Source organism: Enterococcus sp. OL5 (assembly GCF_006491895.1).
Lineage (GTDB): Bacteria > Bacillota > Bacilli > Lactobacillales > Enterococcaceae > Enterococcus_D > Enterococcus_D innesii.
On the sequence record NZ_VHIL01000011.1, the window covers coordinates 1 to 20,544 of the forward strand.

Here is a 20,544-nt window from a genome sequence, read left to right on the forward strand (position 1 = left end):
CTTTATGTAAAACAATTAATAAACATGAATATTACATTGTGAACAAATTATCAAAAGAACAATTAACATAGGTGGAGAATGCGTAAAAAATTTTAGGTGATGAAATAGGTAGTATCTCTAAACATATCTTAAAAACCTAAAGTCTGCAGCACTCTATGAAGATTTGCAAATCGAATATCCGATAATTAAAAGATATTTTGTTTAATGATTCAACTTACTTGGCCCAATCGAAATATATTTTACCACTTGTTTTAAGTGATTCTTTTATTAGCATAAGAAAAAGGCTTGTTAAAATACTCAATAACTATCTAAGTGGTAAAAGTAAACAATTGGATCAGAATAAGTTTAAAGAACATTTATTCAATTATTCTGAAGTTAAGAATCAAATTATGAATTTTAATGATAAGTCTTCAAAAGAGATTTGGAGTTGTTCAATTGATCTTAAAAGAGACATAGAAAGAATCCAACCAGATTCAGCAAGTCAAATCATAGAGTTAATCGAAAAACATAACGGTCTAATTTCGTTTTCAATTGCACCTAAAATACAAGTTGAATCCTTTTTAAACACCTTTATGGCTGTTTTCAACGTATTGCACTTTCCCGAAATAAAGATAAAAGACTTTTCAATAGGTAAAATTACATTTACTTTTAATGATCTGAGAAATGAATATAATTTTTCAATAAACTCATCAATATTTATCGGATTTTTTTCAAAACAAGTTTTTTCAATTCGAGATGTTAAAGTTAGTGAATTTACAAGAAAATTCTATGATCAATTTACCCCATCGGATTCACTTACTTTTAAATTATTAGAACAATTATCAGAAATACATCTAGAGGAACAGTTTGGTTTTAAAGAGATGGAGATTAATTACAAACTTATTTTTAAATCAGATATTGAGACTGACTATAAATATACGGATAGGACCGAACGTATAGAAAAGATAACAAATAATCTTTTAATTTATCAAAAACAGTCAAGTGATAAAGTATATGTGTTTGATCGAAGCGACTTGTCTACGACAGGTATGGCTCTTAAATTTAATTCTGTCAAAAAAGACGATATACTTGATGGATTACTTTCGCGTGTAACTATCTTAACACAGAGTAATTTCTATCAATATTTAAGAAAAAATGTTTATGCTGTTAAAATGTCAAATTTGTAATTATCTCAAGTCTTCTTTAATATGAACAGTCTCATTTCTTCAGTAGTTGCACTACGGTTCATTGTAATAATAGAAAAGTTTTCTTTAATCACCACAGATATTACTGATCTAACAGGATTTACTTTATTTGGCTGTGGATACTTGTTAGAAAAAGAAATATATCTATAAGTTTTCATTAATAATAACCTCCAAAAAAAGACAGCACTAGCAAATTTTGAAATAAGATCACTCACCTCTTTCAAAAAATTGTGCTGTCTTTCTAGTCAAGTTAAGAAGAATAAGCGACGAGGGGACTATGCCCCCTTTCGATTTATGGATTGTTGTGAGTAGTCCAAAACCAGCTCTCCGTCTCTTCTACGCTATTACTATAACCCGTTTAAATCAAGAAATATACACAGGCTTTGAGGTCGCATTTTGTGACAATGTCAAAACAAGCGCAACTGATTCTGGTCTGCTGCATAATAATCAATTTCTTCTTGCTTCTTTAAGCGGTCCTCTCGCCTTGCCTCATGCTCATCAACAAACGACAACGTCTTTCGAATCTCAGTATGCCGCTTTCTTATATAAGACACGCTGTAACCTGTAGCATCTGCTATATCATAAACATCCATGTCATCAATATATTTTAATTTTACAATCTGATTGTCTGCTCCGCTGAAAGAATCGATTAATTCCATCAGTTCAACTTTTTCTTTTTCAAGCAGCTCTAACTCATTCTCTATAATCCTGATATTTTCTTCCAACGATGATGATCTTGAATTCTTTTCAAGGCGCACGTTTGCTAAATCACCGTTGACCCATCGATCTAATTCCAACCTACTCTTGTTAAGATTCCATTTCATGAAGAGTATTTGTTCTTCTAAGTCTTGGTAGTTTTTAAGCCATTGAAATCTCACAAACGCCACCCCTTTATGGTAAAATAGTCTTGTCACAGGTCACTTACCCAAAAGGTAGTGGCTTTTTTTATTTATCAAAATGTGAGCCATGTTGATGTTCTTCATCAATGATCAAACTCTTCAATGTCTTACCAAGAGATTTTTTATTTATGGTTCCGTTCGCCTTGGCTTTTTCTAGCAACTTACGCTTCTTCTTTTTTACTTTCGATTTTTTCTTTGGCAATGGCTTGCTTCTCCTTTTCATCTAATTCTTTACCGAAAATTACACTTGCGAATACTGCCGCAAAAAGTGCCACGGCTACTAACACTGCAAAGTCCATCATTTATCCCCCCTGCTTCCATAGCATCTCGTACTAGAGGATCATTGATAATAATCTTGTACTTAATTTGCTCATCCTGCAGTTGTTCATGTAACTGTTCAATTTGTTCCTGTTGGTCTACAATTGTATAGACAAACTATATTGAGTCAACCACGAATTCATTTTTTTAAATAACGTAAATCCCTTATAAATGTAAGCATGTCAAATAAGCTACATTAATAGGTAATTTTAAAAATAGTTAATTGACAACCATTTTCTGTTCGTCATAATCTTCGTTACTTCTTAATAGTTGGAAAAGAATTCGTACCAATTTCCTCACTACGTGGCTGAGTGCAACATTGTAGTGCTTACCCTCGTCTAATTTTTTCCCAAAGTAGACACGCATAGACGGTGACCATATTGACATTAACCTCGCTCCTTCATACAATGCCCAACGTAGATGTGAAGATCCACGCTTAACCATTTTCCCAGACTCTAATTGATTCATGCCTGAAGTGGATATTGACGGCTCTGCACCGGCATAAGCAAGTAATTGATTCGGCGATCGAAAATTTTTAATGTCACGAATCTCGGCTAGAATGACACTCCCTAATCCGGTCCCAATGCCTGGTATCGTTATAATAGGGGAATCAATTTCACTCATTAAACGTGTTACTTCTTCTTCGGCTTTTGAACGCATTTTTGTAAAGTACTGAATAGCTTCAATAGTTTGAATCAGTTCAAACTCTAGTGCTGGTGATTCCTGACCAATTGACGTTTGAGCCAAGCGTCTAAGTTCCACAGCCTGTTCTTTGCCTAACCTTCCTCTTGAATATTTTGATATAAGGTTGGTTAACTTAGTTAAGTGGGCATTACCCATTTTTTTAGTAGATGGATATTCTCTTAATAGCTCATACACATATACTTGGTGTTTAGCAGCAGAAGCCCCTAAAAATACGGCTAGTTCAGGAAATAAAATATCCAAAATGCGCGTGTAATTAATTTTCTTTCTAGTGCAATCATCTTTAATTCGAGCAACATGACGTGTTGCGTATTTCAGTTCAATCATGTTTGATTGGGTATCAAAAATTTGCTTATCCAAATCTTCCCTTAGTTTACGAGCAATTGTCATTGCATCCTTCTTGTCCGTCTTTGTTTTTCGTAAACTTTGATTTTTCGCAAACTCTTTAATTAAGAATGGATTATAGCTGAATGTTGGATAGCCCTGTGTCCGAAGAAAATGCAAAAGATTAAAACAATAATGACCGGTATCTTCTAGCGCAACCTGAATCTCTTCACCTGTTGTTTCTTGTAGATTAGCTAGCGTCATCTGAAGCTTTGTAAAACCTTCACGATTATTTTTAATCTGAAGATGACGAATGAAGATCGTTCCTGCAGTATCAATTACCGCCAAATCGTGTTTATTCTTTGCGACATCAATTCCAACATATAGCATAAGATCACCACTCCTACTTATTTTAAAATTACGCTGTGTTCCACTTACTCTTTGCCTATGTAACCTTGTGATCAATCAAGCGTCACGAACGTATGTCATGCGCTAACAAACTTATTACCAATTAGACAAAGAGCTGTGGCCAGAGCCTATACAAAACAGTATTCCAGTGGAATCTGGTGGATAACATACTGGTCCACAGCGTCTAGCTCAATTATAGAAAAGATAACAGCTGATTAGAATAGATCAACTGATTAATTGAGTACTTTAAATATACAAGGATAGCCAACTCAAGCTTGCGATCGTTAGCATTATAGATACAAGAGCTAGTACTGTATATTGATTAACTTTCAACCGTGATTGAACAAATCGGCATACTAGCCAGACCTGTGCCATGTCAAATAATTTGAATATCACATTATCCCTCCTGTTCAATCTGGTGGATTGTATCAATCAAATTAATGACCTGCCCTTTGCTAAGATTCCCCTTGATTCCCAAGACCTTCTTTTTCAGATTCAATTTAATTGCAGCCGAAATTTCTTTAGAAACCTGATCCGATATTTTTTCAGTGATTAGCTTTTCTTGTCTTTTCAGCTCGTTTACTTCATCAGCTAACTGCTTTTTTTCGATCCTCAGCGTATTATTTTTTGATTCTAGATCTTCTATCCGTAATTTATAACGATCGATACTGTATAGCCTCCCATTCAAATCCGCAATTGTTTTCTCTTTGTTCTCCAGTACGACTTTCAATGCCTCAAATTGCTGCAGATCATTTTGAAGTTTTTCAATTTCAGAATCTTTCTTTTCAATTTTTAATTCCAAAGACTTCTCTTTCTCGTATCCTTGGACCACATATTTTTTCAGATTATCAACCGGAATTTGATCTGCTAAATCATATTCTTTTTTCTTCTTTTTTAATCCGAACATCTTATCCCTCCATCCATGATTTAATCGCCATAGGAGGCGATTGGATGAAAAATAAAAAACTGAAAAACATTATTATATTTTTATTGGGTATTCTTGCTGGTATGCTTTTAAGTTCATTTTTCAGAAATTTTTGATTTCATTCCTTTTTAAAAATCAATCCTCTATTCCGTTATCGCTGACGACCAATTCTACTTTGTTACTAATCCTAGCATTGATCATGTTCCACAATAGCTCACTCGATGATTTCGTCCGCCTTGACCACGTTCCAAAACTGTTCGAAGTATCGAAAGCCACAATCAATCCCGTTTCGGATTTGTTCGGAACTAACACTTTTACACTACTTGGTAATAAACCCTTTTGGTATAGTTCTTCTGCCAAACTTCTTTCGCATACTAGATAATTTTCATCACCTAGAAATGTTTTTCCGTGACCCGAATTGAAATCGGCCATACAAGACTTCACTTCGTAGAAGCTGAACGTACCTTTGTCAATGGCCGCCGCGTTCATTCCGTTTTGCATGATGTTAAACGGCTTGAATCCCACAAAATCTATTCTTGCTTTTCCGAAATCCAATTCAACTTCTTCTGCCCAAAAGTTGCAGTTATTGGTCAGTTTCTTACGCACAAGATCACTAAGGTTTCTAGTGACATAATTTCTGTTCATCTTATCCCTCCGTCCATGATATAATCGCCATAGGAGGCGATCGTATGAAAATTACTTTTGATGCACGTGCTGCTATGAAATCTTCTATGGAATACGTTTTAAATGATTTGGAGTGTCTTCCAGTAGAGCTTGAACTGACAGACGATCCAAACGACTTCTTAAAAATCGCGTCCGATATTATTAGTGAATATCAAGACGAGTTCTTCCGTTGTCTTGATATGGAATTCAATTTTAGATTATTCCATAGTATTAGCGAACAACTTTCTGATAACGGTATTCATATTGTTCGCAAAGAAGACTCCTAGCAGGTCTTGACTTACCTCCAACTTTTGCTTTAGAATATTTATAATGCCTTTATATTCTTTTAACTAACCCTTTCAAGTTTAATGGCATTGCCAGCAATCGATTGGTTGTTGGCTTTTTATTTGCTCAAAAAGATTAATTAAAGTAATATTTTAAAAAAGGCACACTCCTAATCATAAGTATTGAGGCCCAATCAATTTTAAACGTAGCCTTTCCAGTACCTCTGCTCCAATGGTACTGGTTTTTTTATGGTTATTCCTTTATCGCTGACGATTGCGGAATTGCACACTTATATAAAATTACTATTTTGCTTCCTTTAATATGGTATTATAAAAATATCATATAAATGAGGTGATCCTGATGAACTTTTTTTTCTCTGACACGTATCAAATCATTCTTAACTCAATTACGGCTATAGGTACGCTAGGATCTGTTATTTTCGCACTCTACTTCTCGGCAAAGGAACTAAGAGAAAGAAGAGTACTTTTATTAAAAGATCAAGCATCTAAAATATATGCTTCAAGCAAATCTGGTAAAGAGGGTCTTCTTGTGAAAGTTCATAATGAATCGAAACTACCTATACATAATGTTTTTGTCATTACAGTTTTGAATCAATCAGGCCCTTCTCTTGAAAAACAGCTTGAAACTTATAATGATATAAGGTTCTTAGAATTATGTTACCCTTCGGAAACCAAGACTCTAATGCAAGACCGTGGTCATTCAATGGGTGGTAAACATGAAGTAGTTGTATTATTTTTTACAGACGCTCGGGGTATTGAATGGTCCTTAGACAACAAATTTAAACTTAGAAAATCAAAAAATTACAAAGAAAAAATTATCAAGTCTAAACTCAAATTTTATCCGCCATATTAAGAACCTATATAAACATAAGTTCTTTTTCCGTTATATTGGTGGATAGTGGAATTATCTATTATCTTTTTTAAAACATTGAATGCAAACATATGAATCTTCTACCTTTCGCATTCGGCCAACAAGATTACACTTAGAACATCTGATAACTCTACCTTTTCGATAGTTATTTCCCATAAGGTTATCTAATTGCTTTGACAAACGCATCATTTCAGATATATTCATCTGTAACTTCCTCCTATTCCATAATCTCTGTCGCTAATATACTTTAACCCTTTTAACATCATGAACCATTTGATCCCCTGTTTTTTCGATTGTAGATACACATGACAAATTCTGATTATCTGCCGTGGTCTCTGTTTTGAGTCCTGCTCTTTGGTCATATTTAACTTGATCCCAAAAAGCCTTTTCAACTTTTTTTCTGCTAGAAAAAATGGCGGGACTTGGATCGTCTCCTGTTGGTGTAGAAATCAAAATCCAAACATGTTTCATAAATCTCACCCATTCCGTTATCTCTTCCGTTAATGGAAACCTATCTAAACCTGTCCATACTAACATCTAAAGCATCTGCAATTTTTTTGATAAGCTCAAAGCTTGGTTTCTTTATTCGTCCTTTTTTCAAATCAGATATTGTACCTGAATGAATGCCAATTTTTTTAGCAAGTTGCTGTTGATTAAGGTTTGCTTTTTTCATTTCGATTTCTATTTTTTTCCACATGCCCATACCTCCCACTACATATAGTGTTGTTCGTATTGCGTTCCCCGTATATATCGTATACAATTGAAATTGAATAATGCGTCTGCCAATGTATTATTCAAATCTATAATGAAAGGAGAAATATACATGGGTGTTAAAATTAAAGGTTTAAAAGAACTGCAAAGAAACCTCAAAAATTTAGAAAAGAAAGCAGATTCTGTTAATGGTAGTCATTCTGTTCCTTTTAACGAATTATTTCATGATGGTTTTATGCAGTCTTATACTAACTTTTCTAACATTGATGAATTTGTTGAAAAGTCAGGTTTTGATTTTTCTAACATGGAATCAATTGACGAAAATGAATTAGATTCTTTCATAAAAGAAAACTCAAGTTTTGATTCTTGGAACTCTATGAAGTCTAAAGCTGCTGGTCTTTGGACAAAAAAACAGCTTGGGCTTTAAATTTTTCGATTTTCTCTAAAGTATCTTTTAACTGATCAATTTGGTATCCGGCCCGATTGATCAGTTTTTTTAATTCTTCCATATTTGTTATTTCAACTGGTATAAATAATTTATCCATAATAATCCTCCTTTTTTGATTACCTTTCTCTTCCGCTTCCTGAATTATTTCAGGTCACTGGACTTAACGAAAACACCATTGACCATCTTTCCAGTCCGTCCTTTGATTTCGTCGTAAGCGAAATTCAAGCACTCGTATAAATCCATGTCGTTTTGCAAAGCTAAAATAATTATGGTCACTGAAACATCTCCGATGCCATCACGTAATGCATCTTGGTCTTTTCTAGCTAATGCAGCCGCAACTTCACCAATTTCTTCGACAACTTTCAGCATTTGTTTGCTAGATTCTGCCTGATCAAGCCCCCTATTTTTTTGCCCACTTTTCTACTAATTCAACTAATACATCCATGTTATTTCCTCCAAATTTAAGTTATGCACATATCCACAAAGTTATGCACAATATATTGCGGGAACGTATTTTCGCCTACTATATATTGTTTCGAAATCAAATTTAGCAGGTATTAATTTCCACCTTTAGCCAAAACTCTTTCGAATTTCATATTCGTGGTCGATCAACTCTTTCAATGTATCTTTGGGATATAATTTCTTGCCCGACCGCTTTTGATGCTGCACACACAACCACTGAAACTTTTCGATGGTTGCATCATCCATAGCGTATCTGGGTCTTTTTTTCTTCGTAGCCAATAGGTGGGACACCTCCTGTGAAATGGTGGGACACCTTGAAGGTTACTCCTTCCACCGGTATATTCTTCCTTGTTTATCAGGGGACCCGCTTTGGATTAAATTTTTAATAGTGACTTTGGACTTCTTACATTTCTCACTAACGGTTTTCTTATTCCCTGTAAAAATGACATCCCCTTTATAGAGAACCTCAACTAAACGTTTTTCAGGATTTACACCTTCATAGAGATCCTCCCGAAGCTTTTCCCATTCCTTTTTGGCCTCCAGGTCTTTTTCGAGATCGACTTTTTCTGCAAGGTACACCATCCGCTGCCGGCGAATCTTTTTTTCAAGACTTTTTTCTTTATCCATCTAACCGCCTCCCTTTTTGTTTAGATAAGCTTGGACCTTAGCATTTATTTCCGCTTGGCGTTCTGGGGCAATTTCAGGCTCCGGTTCAGAATTAACAAACCTTTCAGGCAATGTTTCTTCTCGAATAAAAGCTTTATTCATTCGCTTTTGGTTACTTGTTTCTTTTTTTATCTCAAACTTGAGACTGTCAAATTTTTCTCTCAGCTTTTTAGCGCTTCTGATATTGCCAAACCAAAACTCACTTGAAGGAAGCCAATTGATCACATACTCAATTTGTTTGATAGTACGATCATCCTTTTCCTCCATAAGGCGGATAACATCTGCCCATTTTTCCAAGTTGGCTTTTTTCATTTCTTTTGGAAAATCATTAATCAAATTATTTTTAAGCTTCGAAGCAAGCGTGAAGTGTTCGGTAGAATACTTCACAGGAGAAGTTTCAACTTCTTCTTTATTTGTATTATTAAATGTATTATTAATAGATGTATTATTATCTTTGACTTTTTCGTCAATAGGGGTATTGACATTTTGATCAATAGGGTCTTGATCTTTTTGAGGGTACCTATTGATATTTTCGTCAATAGGGGGGTGATTTATTCGTAGATATCTATGGCTTATTTCTCTTGTACCATCTTTAAAAACTATCTCCCTATTCAGATACCCAAACTTTATTAATTGACTGATCCACCTACTGATTGTTTCTTTGCTAACCCCATATAGATCAGCAAAGTACTCATTCGTTGCCCAACAGAATCCTTTTTCATTACACAAAGCTGTTATTTCACCGTAAAGTAGCTTCGTATTGGCTTTTAACCGCTGATCATAACGAACGTTAGATGGAATGACGGCAAAATATCCTCTATGGCTTGTCACACAATCACTCCTTAAGTACTTTCTTAAATAATTCTTCATCTTCATATTTTTGATCAAAACTGATAATTTGAGCGTTGGACATTATCCCAATCTTGATCAATGTTTCTTTATCTAGGTAAACTGGAGTAATCACAAAATCATTTAGTAATTGGTTCTCTCCAATCGTATGAGCGATGTTGTGATGCACCCAGCACAAGCTTGCGAAAGGAAACAACCGGTGATCGACCTTATTCCTGTTTCGTTTCCCCACTGCTTTCACGTGGTGAATCTGAGCATGTGGCTTCCCACATATGCAGCACCTGCGGTACTTGCAGCAATAATAAAAGAATTTCTCATACTCTAATAAATAGCTATATCGTTTAGGAAGAGAAATCCCTTCGCTTAGGACATGTTCAATCAGGAACTCGACCCAAGTGTTCATTTCCGTCATAGATGCTTCGGCATGGCTAAATTCAATGCCCTGACCTTCTTTGTACAAGTCTTTCATCATTTGTTTTGCCTTGTGTAATGGCAATTCCTGATGCTTTGAGATATCTTTGATCAATGCATGAGCCAAAGCGTTTTGTTTTGCAGACTTTGGCTCATTATCAATCAACTTCACATCCGTCAGATTTTCTTTGTCTCGTGCAAGTAACTTCAAAAACTCTGGGTTGATTTCCTCTTCAAACTCAATCATTAATCGATTACCTTCGTGATAAATGACCTTGCCTAGCATTATTCGCTCACATTGACGACTTCAATTCCTAATTTGACAATTGTTTTATTTAACAAAAAGAATTGATCGTCGGTTCCTTTTAGTTTTAAAGTTACGACCTTTTCGGTACTCGAAGTTTCTTTTTCTTCAATTTGGATTTCACCTGTTTCCTGATCAATTGGCACCGCGGGAACGTGCTCTTTTTGTTTGACTACTTGAACGACTTCTTCTGCTTTGGTAAGACGAGCTTTTTGTTCTGCGACCACTTGGTCAATTTTCGACATGATGTCATCAACAGTAAGTCCCTGATCAAGGAGAATTATCCATGAAACAGGATCTAAATGAGCTGCTTTCGCATATCCTTCTACAATTCGCTTATTGACAGCTGCTTGTTGGCGCTTCTCAACAATTCCGTTGATTATCCCTGTAATTTCTTCGATTATTGCTTTTTTCAGCTCGCCTTTAGTTGTTGTAAAAGCTCCTTTATTTGTCCATTTATCAAGGATTTGAATATCACTTGGATCAACTCCAACAATGGCACACAATTCATTGATTTTTGCTTGCACCTTTTCAAGCCGTGCATCTCGTTCCGTTGATTCGAATTTTTTGAGACTTTCGGAAATGCCCTCTTTGGCTTCTCCCATTTGGTTGACATATCCCTTAATTTTCTTTTCAAAAGATTCTAAGGGCGCTGAGTATTTGCTCTTTATTTCTTTGCGTTTTGTTTCAAGAAGCTTGATTTTGTCTGTCAAAGATTTTTGTGCCTGTTTTGCACCTTCGATATCTCCCTCGGAAAAAACAAGGCTTTTGTAATGTTTAACAGTATTAGTAACGAGTTCAGTTAACTCAGCTTCATTTTTGATTTCAATCGCACTTGGTTTGAAATCAATCTGAATCTTTGTATCAGATTTGATTAATTCATTCATTTATCATTTCCCCCATGTAAAGTTTGTCGTTTGTGGTGCCGAAGTTGGTTTCTCAGTCACTTTTGCAGCTGTTACATTCTCTTTTAACTGCAATTCAGCTCTTTTGCCCATTGCTTTGACAGTGCCGATTACCTGTGCATACATGTCAGGGGTCACATCATCTAATCGGGCAAAGGTATTGACACCTAAGACATTTGCCTCTATTTCTTCATACGGCCTATTGGTCAATTTTGCAACGCCGTTGGCATAATGCTTAAAGTAATCGAAGAATACTTCTTGTTCGGACTTCTCCGGTTCTTCTTCGTCCTTGTTTAACGAATCTGGATCGATTCCATCATCCACAAGGTAAAGCCCTTGTAAGGCGTATTTACGCGCATAAGAAGAAGCAGAACCAGTGAGTTGACTATCATCCATTTTGGATTTTGACTCTGCTTCTCGGGCATAAGCATCAATGCAGATGGCTTCTTCCCCATCGCTAAGGGTTGCGGTCGATCGGATATAAAAGCGACCTTCAATAAATAAAGGGACGTCTGTGAGGGTCAATAAAAGCCCGTGTTCCAGATTATGCTTTTTGACAGCTTTCAAAATATCTTCGGCATTCCGGAAGTTATAGCCACCGTATTCACTAAAATTGTTTTTTGGCACTTTTAATTCTGATTGGATCTGGATCAATTTCTGCTGGATCGTACATTTTTCTGTAGTCATAACGGCACCGGCTTTCCTAATTTTTCTTGTGTATAGCGCAGTAAGTCATCTTCATGTACAAATTGATCATCAATGGAATAAACCATTTCCCCTGTAAACAGGGGATCACCTTTCCAATCAAATGCAATAGGGTCATTTTCATCTGGTGACAATTGCCTTGCCCCTAGACTGTCAAATGAATTCATAGTATAATCTCCTTAACTAATAATGTTTACATTTGGTCTACACTAGCGGGAACTGGTGTAGGCTCTTTTTTTGTACATACATGTAGTTGATAATAGTAGTTAGAAATAGCTCTTGATGCTTGATTAGTATGTGATCGATCAGGTAAAACTTGAATTTCCCCAGTTTTTCTCATCAGTTCAATTTTTTTGAAAACTGCACATCTTGATCTACCGGTTAAACGCATCAGCTCATTTACATTTGCAAGATAACCAAATTGATCAAATTTGCTGTGGGCTACTAGTAACTTACACTCATTCTCCGACCAATTCTTGCGCCGATAGTCAATAATTTTTAGATCGCGCAATTTAACGATTCTGGCGTAGACGGATCCTTCACTTCTGTCTAACACCTCTGCAATCCCTCTGACAGGAGTCCCTGATTTAAACGCATTCGCAATGAATCTATCCTCACGACTTGTATAGTTCTTTCTAAAAGGGTAAATCGGATCGTCATAGTAAATATCAGGTAATTCTCCTTCTTTTCTAAGTCTGTATACTCTACGATAGATTGCACCAACTTCTCTTCCGAACAAAATAGAAAGTTCTAAAGCATTATTTGTCAGTCCTTGTTCATTGAATGTCACTTTATTTTTTAACAAAAGGATCTCTTGGTCTGTCCATTTCCGATTCTTCATCAGTCTCACCTTCCTTTAGTTGGTCCTAACCTCCATCAATGCTTCCGCTTCGTAATAACATTCCTTCCAATCAATCGTCCGGTAAAATAAGTCTAAAATTTCTAATTTAGTCATTTTCTTTCCACCTCCGAGAACGGTGCTCAAAGATCGCATCATCATATGCAATCAGCCAAATCATCACGGCTGTTGGATACATAATTTTTAACCAGTTAGGCAGTTCTCCGGCGATCAACGTCCCCATAGCGAATACTGTCAATAGAAACGCAGTGCGTCTTAGCCAATAGATTTTTCTCATTATGACTCCTCCCAAATACTTCCTAATCCATTCGCATGATCGATCCTAGCCCGTAATTCAAATCTTGGTTTCCACTTAGGAATAATAGACAAAGCTTCTTCATATTTGATCTTTGGAATATCCATATAAGATGCAACGTCATACAGTTCCCGCACTTCTCGATAACACTGACTGAATGCAGTAGGTCGAATACTTGAATCATGATAAGCATTTGATTTTTTACCACCCAATACTTTTACTACAGTAGCAGTTACGGCTCCACTTATCTTTCGACGTTGGCTCGAATTAATCGTTGTTTCTGTTTCGAGTTGATCTAGACGTTCATTAACTACCACTAGACTACGCTGGTGTTTCAGAGCTGTTTCTAATAGCAATTCTGTATTATCTATTGGGGCTTTTAGTATTTTTTCCATTTGGTTGAATGCTTCAATGTATTTAAGCTTGAATTGCAATGCAGACTTCCCTGTGAATCCCATAGCCAGCAATGTGAAGCCGTCTCGATTCATGATAATTTGCGGATAAGTTTGTTTATTTTGCGGATGGACGTAATTATCTTCAAAAAATAAGTCTGTCCAATTTTGGACACCCTCTTTTAAATTCAACAGGTCTCTTAATACGTGCTGATGTTTCTTTCCGAAGACTTCTGCAACTTGTAAACTACTTGTTACTGCTTGCTGATCTTTCATAATTACTAAATTTGTCATTTTTTAATTTCCTTTCTGTTGTATAATTTCCTTATCAGTCAGTGGTCGGCTGAAATAATTGATAAGGGGGTGTGTTTTATGGGTAAAAACCAACACGTCACTAGAAACTCTGACGGGACTTGGAATGTCAAAGGTGAAGGCAACTCAAAAGCGACGAGTATACATTCTACACAAAAGGAAGCTCAGCAACGCGCTAAAGATATTGCTATAAATCAAAAATCAGAAGTTATTATTCATGGTGTTGATGGTAAAATTCGTGCTAAAGATAGCTACGGAAATGATCCTCACCCTCCAAAAGGTTAACTCTATTTCTCGGTGTTAAACGAATACTGTAGACTTCAGCAGAAGTTGCATCCGTCAATGTAACTTCTGCTATTTTTTACAATCTTCTGTTTCAACTATTAAGCAGGTATATTGTTTCTCGTTCAAAATATCTATTTTCATCTTTTCTTCCATTCCTCTCGCCTCATATCCTTTGCCGATTCAACCGACATAAAAAAGTAATTTTTGATATCTTTTAAGTTCTACGAGTAAGAAATCTCGTTGAGAATCGTACTGTAAGCTTTTGCGATTGTGTATCATGCAGGTTGTGAACTTTCTTTTTGGCTATGGTATCAACCAAAAATTCTTGATCGAAGTTGTATTTCATTTAATCCCACACAGATACTTTCCAAGTTCTTCATCGATAAATTTGATGAGCCCTTTGGCGTTGAACAACCAACGATCACTTTGAGATTGTGGATAGTAAACGAAACCGCCATTTTCTATATTTAATTTCTTTACTAATTGAGGATTGTTCAAGATGTTATCCTTTAACCATTTACTCGATCGATTGCTTCGTTCAGCAAAATCCTTCATAGTAAAGATTTTTCCTGCAAACTCGTTTTCTTCGAGTTCCTTCAAACGAATTTTATTCACTAGAACCATTTCTTCAGGAACTGGAATTTTAACTAGAATCTCTGCTTCTAATTGCTGCATGCTGATCGCCTCCTATCAAAGTCCATATGCTTGTAGCAGCTTAGAAATAATGATATTTGATTTTGGATTGGTACGCGTTCCTATCACAGCTTGATATACTTCTGATTTATTCTCTTGAATCAGATTAGCCATAGTTTGATATGAAAGTTTCTCTCTCTCTTTGAAAACCAAAATCTTTTTACGCAAATCTGTTGTATCAGGCATTTCTCAAACCTCCTTGTAGATTAAATTGTTAGCAAATTCGTTAGCTGTTTTAATTCACGTTGACATTTTTATGCAAATGTTTTAAAATCTAAACATAGCTAAATAAGCACTTTAAACCTATTTTTACGTTGGGGAACGGTGATTAGGTCTTTTTAGTTGCCTCTATTTTGCTAACGAATTTGCTTACATGAACTATATTAAAACATATGCGTAATTTTGTAAAGTTATTTTATGCGTATATTTTAATTTATTTATGTAGCGTTAAGGAGAATATTGATATGACGCTATTTGAACGATTAAAATTATTAGCTAAAAAACAAGGTCAATCTATAAATGATGTCGAAGAAAAGATGGGATATTCCAAAAACACATTGTACAGATTAAGAACAACAAATCCGAGTGCAAAAAAACTGCAAGAACTAGCTGACTATTTTGGTGTATCTACGGATTATCTTCTAGGCAGAACAGACAATCCAACTTTGGAAAAAGACAAAAAAGACGACGTTGCTGCCCTTTTTCGAATAAACACAGCCAACATGGATCCGGATACAGTGGAAGAGATCGAGGAAGAGCTAAAAAACTATTCTGAATTTTTAATTCAAAAAGCTTTGGAGAAGAAAGCACGTAGAAATAAAAAGTAGGTGATGGGCAGTGTATTATGTTGATGAAGATATTTACTTTGAGGCATCAGAATTTGCAAATAATTTAGCAAATGAAGTTAGTTTCTATACTGACTTGCCAATCTATAGAGTAAAGTGTATGCACGTGAAGAAGTACATGCAAAACATAGAAGATGTTGATTTTTTAGAAATTGAATTTGAGGAGCATCTAACAGAATTAATAATTGGATCAATAGCTAAGATATATGGGGAAGTTCTTATCACTATAAATAAGAACACTATGTATGAAAGAAAATGGTTCACAACTATGCATGAGGTGGCTCATTACTTCTTTGATTTGATAACATTAGAAGATGGTATGTCACTATCAGATATGGTTACAGACGAGGGATATCTACCTGAAGATCTACCACGTGAATATCGGGCTAACGTTACAGCTAGTATTCTAATGGCTAACGATGAAGCATTGGCCTACGCAATTAATAAATTCAAATGCTATCGTTCAGTTTGTAATTATTTCTATCTGAGTAAAGCTGCTCTTCAAAACAGATTAGTAGAACACTTGGTCTACGTTAAGAATTGCACTCCTCAGTATGCTTTTAGTCTAGTAAGCAATTATAGATATTCAGATGGAACACAATTCAAAAAAATATTCTTTAACCGACAGGACACTGTACAAATCAGCGAATAAAAACATCTTAAAATAAACATGATTGGAGGTATTTGAATGTGGCCATTTAAAAAGAGACAACTAAACAGCACCTCAATTGGGAATGACACAATTAAAGAAAACGAGCTTTTTGAGCACAAAAAATATATAAATGAACTTGTGAACTATCAACATTCTTTGGAAGAAGAAATAGCGACTCTTGAGCGTGAGGCAAAAGAATCGTTATCTGAAATTTCAGTTGCCATTGATAATTCGCTAAAAAAAATTAAAGTTATAATTGAAGAAGAAAAGCAGCTTAAAAAAATACTGATAAAAAATGAGATGGAGATTCTAGATCAATCTACCGGCCTCGAATTTGAAAATGAAATTGCTAAAATTCTTCATTTAGTCGGATTTGAGGAAGTTTCAGTTTCAAAGGGTAGTGGTGATCAAGGCATAGATATTTTCGCAAAGAAAGATGGAGAGAAATTTGGTATTCAATGCAAGAAATACTCTTCATCAGTTGGGAACAAAGCTGTTCAAGAAGTTATTTCAGGTAAAGAATTCTTCAACTTAGATAAAGCAATTGTCATAACAAACAGTTCGTTTACAACAAGTGCAACCGAACTAGCCTTCAAAGCAAATGTTACACTCTGGAATAGAATGAACTTAGAACAAATCATCTCAGAAAATTTAATTGATAAAAGAATTGGATCAATATTAGTTACTCTTTCAGAGGAAAATATAGCTGTAACAGAGTCTGAATTACCAAATAATTTTGCAAACAATTCTCAATCTACTACCAATACAAAACCGTTAGATGAGCTTTTTGAAGAAGCAAAAGAAATTGTGGTAGAAATGCAAACCGCCAGCGTTTCACTCATACAGCGTAGGTTTCGAATCAGCTATAACCGGGCTGCACAATTAGTCGATGAACTTGAAGTTCAAGGGGTTGTCGGTCCTTCTGAAGGCAGCAAGCCACGGAGGGTCTTGATTGAACAGCAAGCGGAATCACTATCTATTCTTGATGAACTAAAACTGCAACGAAAAAGGTTAATAAAATAAAAAACATCCCACCGATCAGAGTGAGAGCGTGAACTGAAATAAACAGAAAAAATTTTTACACATATTTTTGTATATTAGTTGATTTGTGATATAGAAACCTATAGAATGAACTTAAGAGATCAGTGTTGGAATCTCCACGGGGACCAACGCGAAAACCTTCATTCTATTAGGATGGAGGTTTTTTTGTTGAAAAATTTTGAATACTTACATGGTCAAATAGCAATTCTTAATAGCCGCGGACTTATTGTACCTAATTACAAACGAGCCAAGCAATACCTACTTACAAATAATTACTACAACATAATTAATGGATATAGTAAATACTTCATGAATGGTCAAAATACTTATATACCTGGTGCTACCTTTGACGAAATAACCCATCTTTACTATTTTGACAAAGAGATTAAGTATACTCTTTTCCGTGCTATCACTGAGGCAGAAAACCATATTAAAAGTATTTTAGCCTATCGATTTTCCGAAGTTTATAATAATAAACCATATGCATATCTCGATATTAATTGTTATGATAACTCAAAAACATTAGAACTTGGATGGTTAATATCGAGACTAACTAAAATTATAAATAATAATAAGAATAGTAAAAATAATAATTCTATAAAACATCATGTAAAAAAACATAACGATGTTCCAATATGGGTACTTATAGACTATCTTGACTTTGGTGAAATGAATGCATTGATAAAAAATTTACCAGTATCAGTACAAAATAATATAGCAAAGAATAGCTGTAGTTTCGTATCAGACAACATTTCTATGACTACTCCATTTACTCCAGAAACAATGATTTCTTTTACAGAAAACATAAGACAAGTTCGTAATATTTGTGCTCACAATAACAAATTACTAGATTCTAAGTGCAAAGCTGATGTTAAATTTTATCCTGATCTACATTCTATTTATGGAATTAGTAGAAACTCAAAAAGAAACGATGTTTACAATGTTTTTATTAGCTTGCAGTGTTTTCTCAGCAAAACTCAATATGCTCAATTGCACAATACTATAAGGAAACGGATAATCACGCTAGACAATAGATTAAATACTATCAAGGTTAATACTATTTTAAATAGCTTAGGTTTCCCAAAAGACTGGCATAGAAAAACACCATCTTTAAAGCAAAATTAAAAAAACACGCCCCACCGACCAAAGTAATAGCTAATTTCCGATTTAGAATATAATTTAATAGATTCATCCAAATGGAGTTGATGAGTCTTAGTCAAGAATGCCCTTTCTAAATTTCCAATCCCAATCGGTGGAAATGTGTTCACTCACAAAATAGCAGAACATATATTGAATCACTAGTTAAAACTTCATTCCTTAATACAATGGAGAATTTATGCAACGAAAAAAATTAATACAAAAACGTGCTATGTGCACTGAGAGGAAGTTATTATATGGATAAATTTTTATCTCCTTTTTTAAGTAAAGCTGATTCAATGCCCTTTCTTTTTCTTGGATCTGGCTTTTCAAGAAGATATTTAAATATTCCTACTTGGTTATCCCTTCTTGAATATATTGCATATTTAACTTATCAAAATAAAACTGGATTTCAAAAAGCAAAAAGGCAAGCTGCAAAAGAATTCAATATAGAAACTGAATACAACAGTTACATGACTTACTTGTGTGATATTATTTCTGATGATCTGGATGAAGTATGGTACGACGAGGATAGGTTCGAAGTAAATAGAGAAAAGTATTGGAATCTAATTGAAGAAAAAGGTACACCTCCGATAAAAATCGAAATCGCTACTTATTTAGAATCTTTCAAAAACTTCCTTCCTGGATTAGATCATGAGATAGATGCTCTCAAAAAAATAACACCCAGCTCTATCGCAGGTATAATTACTACTAACTACGATACTTTGCAAGAAAATCTATTTGACTATGAAGTTTATTCTTCTCAAGAAGAGTTATTATTCCATACAAAATATGATTTAGGAGAAATTTATAAGATTCATGGAAGCATGTCTGATCCGAATTCCATTTTAATTAATACTAAAGATTATGATTTAATTGAAAAAAAACATAAATATATTGCTGCAAAATTATTAACAATATTTGTCGAACACCCAATTTTTTTTATCGGATATTCTATTGGTGATGAAGATATTCGACAAATTCTAAATGATATCCAAGCTTGTTTATCTCAAGAGCAATTGAAAGAAATTGAAGATCGACTATTTTATATAGTGTGGGACCCTGAGGTAGAAACTTATGTCGACTCAACCTATACTATTTCGTTTGATAATGGTCGTTCAATAACTATCAAAAAAATTGCAATTAATGATTATTCTCTTCTGTATAAAACTTTAGGTCAAAATAAAGCCAAATATCCCATAAAAATGCTACGTTATGTTAAAGAAGATATGTATAACATCGTTCTGACGAACGACCCCAAAAATCGGATGATGCTGTCATTACCAGACAGAGAGCTTTCTTCAGAGGAGTTATCTGAAATAGAATTTTATTATGGATTCGGGATGATGGAGAGAGCGAAGAATGGTTATCGTTTGATTACTCCAAACGAGATTTTTAGAGATACTGTTTTTAATGACGGTAACTACGAATCAACATTATTTGTTCAAGAGACTTTACCCTATGCACTGTTAAAAGCATCAGGCTATCTACCTATCAGAAAATATACTTCTCAAATTGAAGAGTCATTAATACCTCCAATTGTTAAAAATAATATAGATAGATTTAATGATATCAGTAAATTTTTATCTCACAAATACAATTTGGAAAAGAAGAAATCTCCTAAAGATATGACAGTCAAAGATGCTTTGAGAGGACCTAGAAATGATAGAATGAAAAACCTCTCCTTAGTTCATTACAGGAAAGAAAACATCGAAGAACTCGGGGATTACTTAAGAAATACTTTGGATAAAGATAATTTCAACACTAATGGAGAACTCAGAAGATTAATTCGAATTTACGACTTCATAAAATACAAATAAAAAAAGAGCAAACCATGGAACAATAACATCAACAGAAAGATGTTACCTACCAAGAGGTCGGCTCAAACGGAATATAAGAAGTTAATGCTTAACTCATAAATATTATAACTCACATCAACGATTTTTCAAAGCAATATCTAAAAAAATAGAAAT

30 protein-coding genes and 3 pseudogenes are annotated in these 20,544 nt (G+C 34.6%); 11 read left to right on the forward strand and 22 right to left on the reverse strand.

Features of this window, described 5'->3' with window-relative positions:
* The first annotated feature begins 218 nt into the window (after positions 1-218).
* Positions 219-1,166, forward strand: a complete 948-nt coding sequence (locus tag FJU10_RS12585) for a hypothetical protein (RefSeq protein WP_140966076.1) — start codon at positions 219-221, stop codon at positions 1,164-1,166.
* A 425-nt stretch (positions 1,167-1,591) separates the two neighbouring features.
* On the opposite strand, the gene FJU10_RS12590 is transcribed toward FJU10_RS12585, so the two are convergent.
* The 6 genes from FJU10_RS12590 to FJU10_RS12605 all read right to left on the reverse strand — a co-directional run bounded on the left by FJU10_RS12590 (position 1,592) and on the right by FJU10_RS12605 (position 5,405).
* Complete coding sequence (locus FJU10_RS12590) at positions 1,592-2,062, reverse strand: hypothetical protein (protein ID WP_140966077.1); 471 nt, start codon at positions 2,060-2,062, stop codon at positions 1,592-1,594.
* Between the two features lie 67 nt (positions 2,063-2,129).
* Complete coding sequence (locus FJU10_RS19080) at positions 2,130-2,285, reverse strand: hypothetical protein (protein WP_189372318.1); 156 nt, start codon at positions 2,283-2,285, stop codon at positions 2,130-2,132.
* The gene (locus tag FJU10_RS19085) at positions 2,245-2,382 is read right to left on the reverse strand and encodes a hypothetical protein (RefSeq protein ID WP_189372320.1); all 138 of its coding nucleotides are present in this window, start codon (positions 2,380-2,382) and stop codon (positions 2,245-2,247) included. Before FJU10_RS19085 ends, FJU10_RS19080 begins: the two co-directional genes overlap by 41 nt.
* Before the next feature lie 238 nt (positions 2,383-2,620).
* Positions 2,621-3,817, reverse strand: coding sequence for an IS110 family transposase (locus FJU10_RS12595; RefSeq protein ID WP_140966078.1), 1,197 nt, complete (start codon positions 3,815-3,817; stop codon positions 2,621-2,623).
* A gap of 415 nt (positions 3,818-4,232) precedes the next feature.
* Positions 4,233-4,742 (reverse strand): hypothetical protein, encoded by a 510-nt coding sequence (locus FJU10_RS12600; protein ID WP_140966079.1) that lies wholly within the window; start codon positions 4,740-4,742, stop codon positions 4,233-4,235.
* 153 nt (positions 4,743-4,895) lie between these two features.
* A complete protein-coding gene (locus tag FJU10_RS12605) occupies positions 4,896-5,405 on the reverse strand; it encodes a hypothetical protein (protein ID WP_140966080.1) in 510 nt (169 codons plus the stop codon).
* A 44-nt stretch (positions 5,406-5,449) separates the two neighbouring features.
* On the opposite strand from FJU10_RS12605, the gene FJU10_RS12610 reads away from it, so the two are divergent.
* Both FJU10_RS12610 and FJU10_RS12615 read left to right on the forward strand, forming a co-directional pair.
* Complete coding sequence (locus FJU10_RS12610) at positions 5,450-5,710, forward strand: hypothetical protein (protein ID WP_140966081.1); 261 nt, start codon at positions 5,450-5,452, stop codon at positions 5,708-5,710.
* A gap of 358 nt (positions 5,711-6,068) precedes the next feature.
* Positions 6,069-6,581, forward strand: coding sequence for a hypothetical protein (locus FJU10_RS12615; RefSeq protein ID WP_140966082.1), 513 nt, complete (start codon positions 6,069-6,071; stop codon positions 6,579-6,581).
* Positions 6,582-6,836: 255 nt separating this feature from the next.
* Here FJU10_RS12615 and FJU10_RS12620 read toward each other — a convergent pair whose 3' ends face one another.
* Complete coding sequence (locus FJU10_RS12620; RefSeq protein WP_140966083.1) at positions 6,837-7,070, reverse strand: hypothetical protein; 234 nt, start codon at positions 7,068-7,070, stop codon at positions 6,837-6,839.
* A 40-nt stretch (positions 7,071-7,110) separates the two neighbouring features.
* A complete protein-coding gene (locus tag FJU10_RS12625) occupies positions 7,111-7,296 on the reverse strand; it encodes a helix-turn-helix domain-containing protein (RefSeq protein ID WP_140966084.1) in 186 nt (61 codons plus the stop codon).
* Between the two features lie 126 nt (positions 7,297-7,422).
* Between FJU10_RS12625 and FJU10_RS12630 the strand changes: the two genes are divergently transcribed.
* On the forward strand, positions 7,423-7,737 hold the full coding sequence (locus FJU10_RS12630) for a hypothetical protein (RefSeq protein WP_123836407.1): 315 nt from the start codon (positions 7,423-7,425) through the stop codon (positions 7,735-7,737).
* On the opposite strand, the gene FJU10_RS19090 is transcribed toward FJU10_RS12630, so the two are convergent.
* From FJU10_RS19090 to FJU10_RS12680, 12 genes and pseudogenes are all read right to left on the reverse strand, one after another.
* Positions 7,694-7,855, reverse strand: coding sequence for a hypothetical protein (locus FJU10_RS19090; protein ID WP_185079740.1), 162 nt, complete (start codon positions 7,853-7,855; stop codon positions 7,694-7,696). The two genes, FJU10_RS12630 and FJU10_RS19090, sit on opposite strands and share 44 nt — an antisense overlap.
* 44 nt (positions 7,856-7,899) lie before the next feature.
* Positions 7,900-8,203: pseudogene (locus FJU10_RS12635) on the reverse strand (MazG-like family protein).
* A 125-nt stretch (positions 8,204-8,328) separates the two neighbouring features.
* Entirely contained in the window at positions 8,329-8,499 is a 171-nt protein-coding gene (locus FJU10_RS19095) for a hypothetical protein (protein WP_167827182.1), read from the reverse strand.
* Between the two features lie 42 nt (positions 8,500-8,541).
* Entirely contained in the window at positions 8,542-8,847 is a 306-nt protein-coding gene (locus tag FJU10_RS12640; protein WP_140966085.1) for a hypothetical protein, read from the reverse strand.
* Positions 8,848-9,717 carry a helix-turn-helix domain-containing protein gene (locus tag FJU10_RS19415; RefSeq protein WP_223273062.1) on the reverse strand — a complete coding sequence of 290 codons (870 nt, stop codon included), beginning with the start codon at positions 9,715-9,717 and terminating at the stop codon, positions 8,848-8,850.
* A 4-nt stretch (positions 9,718-9,721) separates the two neighbouring features.
* Positions 9,722-10,393 carry a putative HNHc nuclease gene (locus FJU10_RS12650; protein WP_223273063.1) on the reverse strand — a complete coding sequence of 224 codons (672 nt, stop codon included), beginning with the start codon at positions 10,391-10,393 and terminating at the stop codon, positions 9,722-9,724.
* 38 nt (positions 10,394-10,431) lie between these two features.
* A complete protein-coding gene (locus FJU10_RS12655) occupies positions 10,432-11,337 on the reverse strand; it encodes a DUF1351 domain-containing protein (RefSeq protein ID WP_140966087.1) in 906 nt (301 codons plus the stop codon).
* 3 nt (positions 11,338-11,340) lie between these two features.
* Positions 11,341-12,042: an ERF family protein gene (locus tag FJU10_RS12660; protein WP_140966088.1), complete on the reverse strand. Its 702-nt coding sequence runs from the start codon at positions 12,040-12,042 to the stop codon at positions 11,341-11,343.
* A complete protein-coding gene (locus FJU10_RS12665) occupies positions 12,039-12,227 on the reverse strand; it encodes a hypothetical protein (protein ID WP_140966089.1) in 189 nt (62 codons plus the stop codon). The genes FJU10_RS12660 and FJU10_RS12665 overlap by 4 nt, the downstream gene beginning before the upstream one ends.
* A gap of 26 nt (positions 12,228-12,253) precedes the next feature.
* Positions 12,254-12,901, reverse strand: a complete 648-nt coding sequence (locus FJU10_RS12670; RefSeq protein WP_140966090.1) for a hypothetical protein — start codon at positions 12,899-12,901, stop codon at positions 12,254-12,256.
* 106 nt (positions 12,902-13,007) lie between these two features.
* Positions 13,008-13,196, reverse strand: a complete 189-nt coding sequence (locus FJU10_RS12675; RefSeq protein ID WP_140966091.1) for a hypothetical protein — start codon at positions 13,194-13,196, stop codon at positions 13,008-13,010.
* On the reverse strand, positions 13,196-13,900 hold the full coding sequence (locus tag FJU10_RS12680; RefSeq protein WP_140966092.1) for a Rha family transcriptional regulator: 705 nt from the start codon (positions 13,898-13,900) through the stop codon (positions 13,196-13,198). Before FJU10_RS12680 ends, FJU10_RS12675 begins: the two co-directional genes overlap by 1 nt.
* 78 nt (positions 13,901-13,978) lie before the next feature.
* Between FJU10_RS12680 and FJU10_RS12685 the strand changes: the two genes are divergently transcribed.
* Positions 13,979-14,203, forward strand: coding sequence for a DUF2188 domain-containing protein (locus FJU10_RS12685; protein ID WP_140966093.1), 225 nt, complete (start codon positions 13,979-13,981; stop codon positions 14,201-14,203).
* Positions 14,204-14,545: 342 nt separating this feature from the next.
* Here the strand turns inward: FJU10_RS12685 and FJU10_RS12695 are convergent, their stop codons facing one another.
* Positions 14,546-14,878: a DUF771 domain-containing protein gene (locus tag FJU10_RS12695; protein WP_140966094.1), complete on the reverse strand. Its 333-nt coding sequence runs from the start codon at positions 14,876-14,878 to the stop codon at positions 14,546-14,548.
* 15 nt (positions 14,879-14,893) lie between these two features.
* Positions 14,894-15,082, reverse strand: a complete 189-nt coding sequence (locus tag FJU10_RS12700) for a hypothetical protein (RefSeq protein ID WP_140966095.1) — start codon at positions 15,080-15,082, stop codon at positions 14,894-14,896.
* Positions 15,083-15,360: 278 nt separating this feature from the next.
* Here FJU10_RS12700 and FJU10_RS12705 point away from each other — a divergent pair, with 278 nt between their 5' ends.
* The 6 genes and pseudogenes from FJU10_RS12705 (at position 15,361) to FJU10_RS12725 (ending at position 20,391) form a co-directional block, all read left to right on the forward strand.
* Positions 15,361-15,723, forward strand: coding sequence for a helix-turn-helix domain-containing protein (locus FJU10_RS12705; protein WP_140966096.1), 363 nt, complete (start codon positions 15,361-15,363; stop codon positions 15,721-15,723).
* Positions 15,724-15,733: 10 nt separating this feature from the next.
* Positions 15,734-16,393: an ImmA/IrrE family metallo-endopeptidase gene (locus FJU10_RS12710; protein WP_223273064.1), complete on the forward strand. Its 660-nt coding sequence runs from the start codon at positions 15,734-15,736 to the stop codon at positions 16,391-16,393.
* Positions 16,394-16,693: 300 nt separating this feature from the next.
* Positions 16,694-17,023: pseudogene (locus tag FJU10_RS19420) on the forward strand (restriction endonuclease); the annotation flags it as partial.
* Positions 17,024-17,161: 138 nt separating this feature from the next.
* Positions 17,162-17,416, forward strand: a pseudogene (locus FJU10_RS19425) (DNA translocase FtsK); the annotation flags it as partial.
* Between the two features lie 186 nt (positions 17,417-17,602).
* On the forward strand, positions 17,603-18,559 hold the full coding sequence (locus FJU10_RS12720) for an Abi family protein (protein ID WP_140966098.1): 957 nt from the start codon (positions 17,603-17,605) through the stop codon (positions 18,557-18,559).
* A 269-nt stretch (positions 18,560-18,828) separates the two neighbouring features.
* Positions 18,829-20,391, forward strand: a complete 1,563-nt coding sequence (locus tag FJU10_RS12725; RefSeq protein WP_140966099.1) for an SIR2 family protein — start codon at positions 18,829-18,831, stop codon at positions 20,389-20,391.
* Positions 20,392-20,544: the final 153 nt, after the last annotated feature.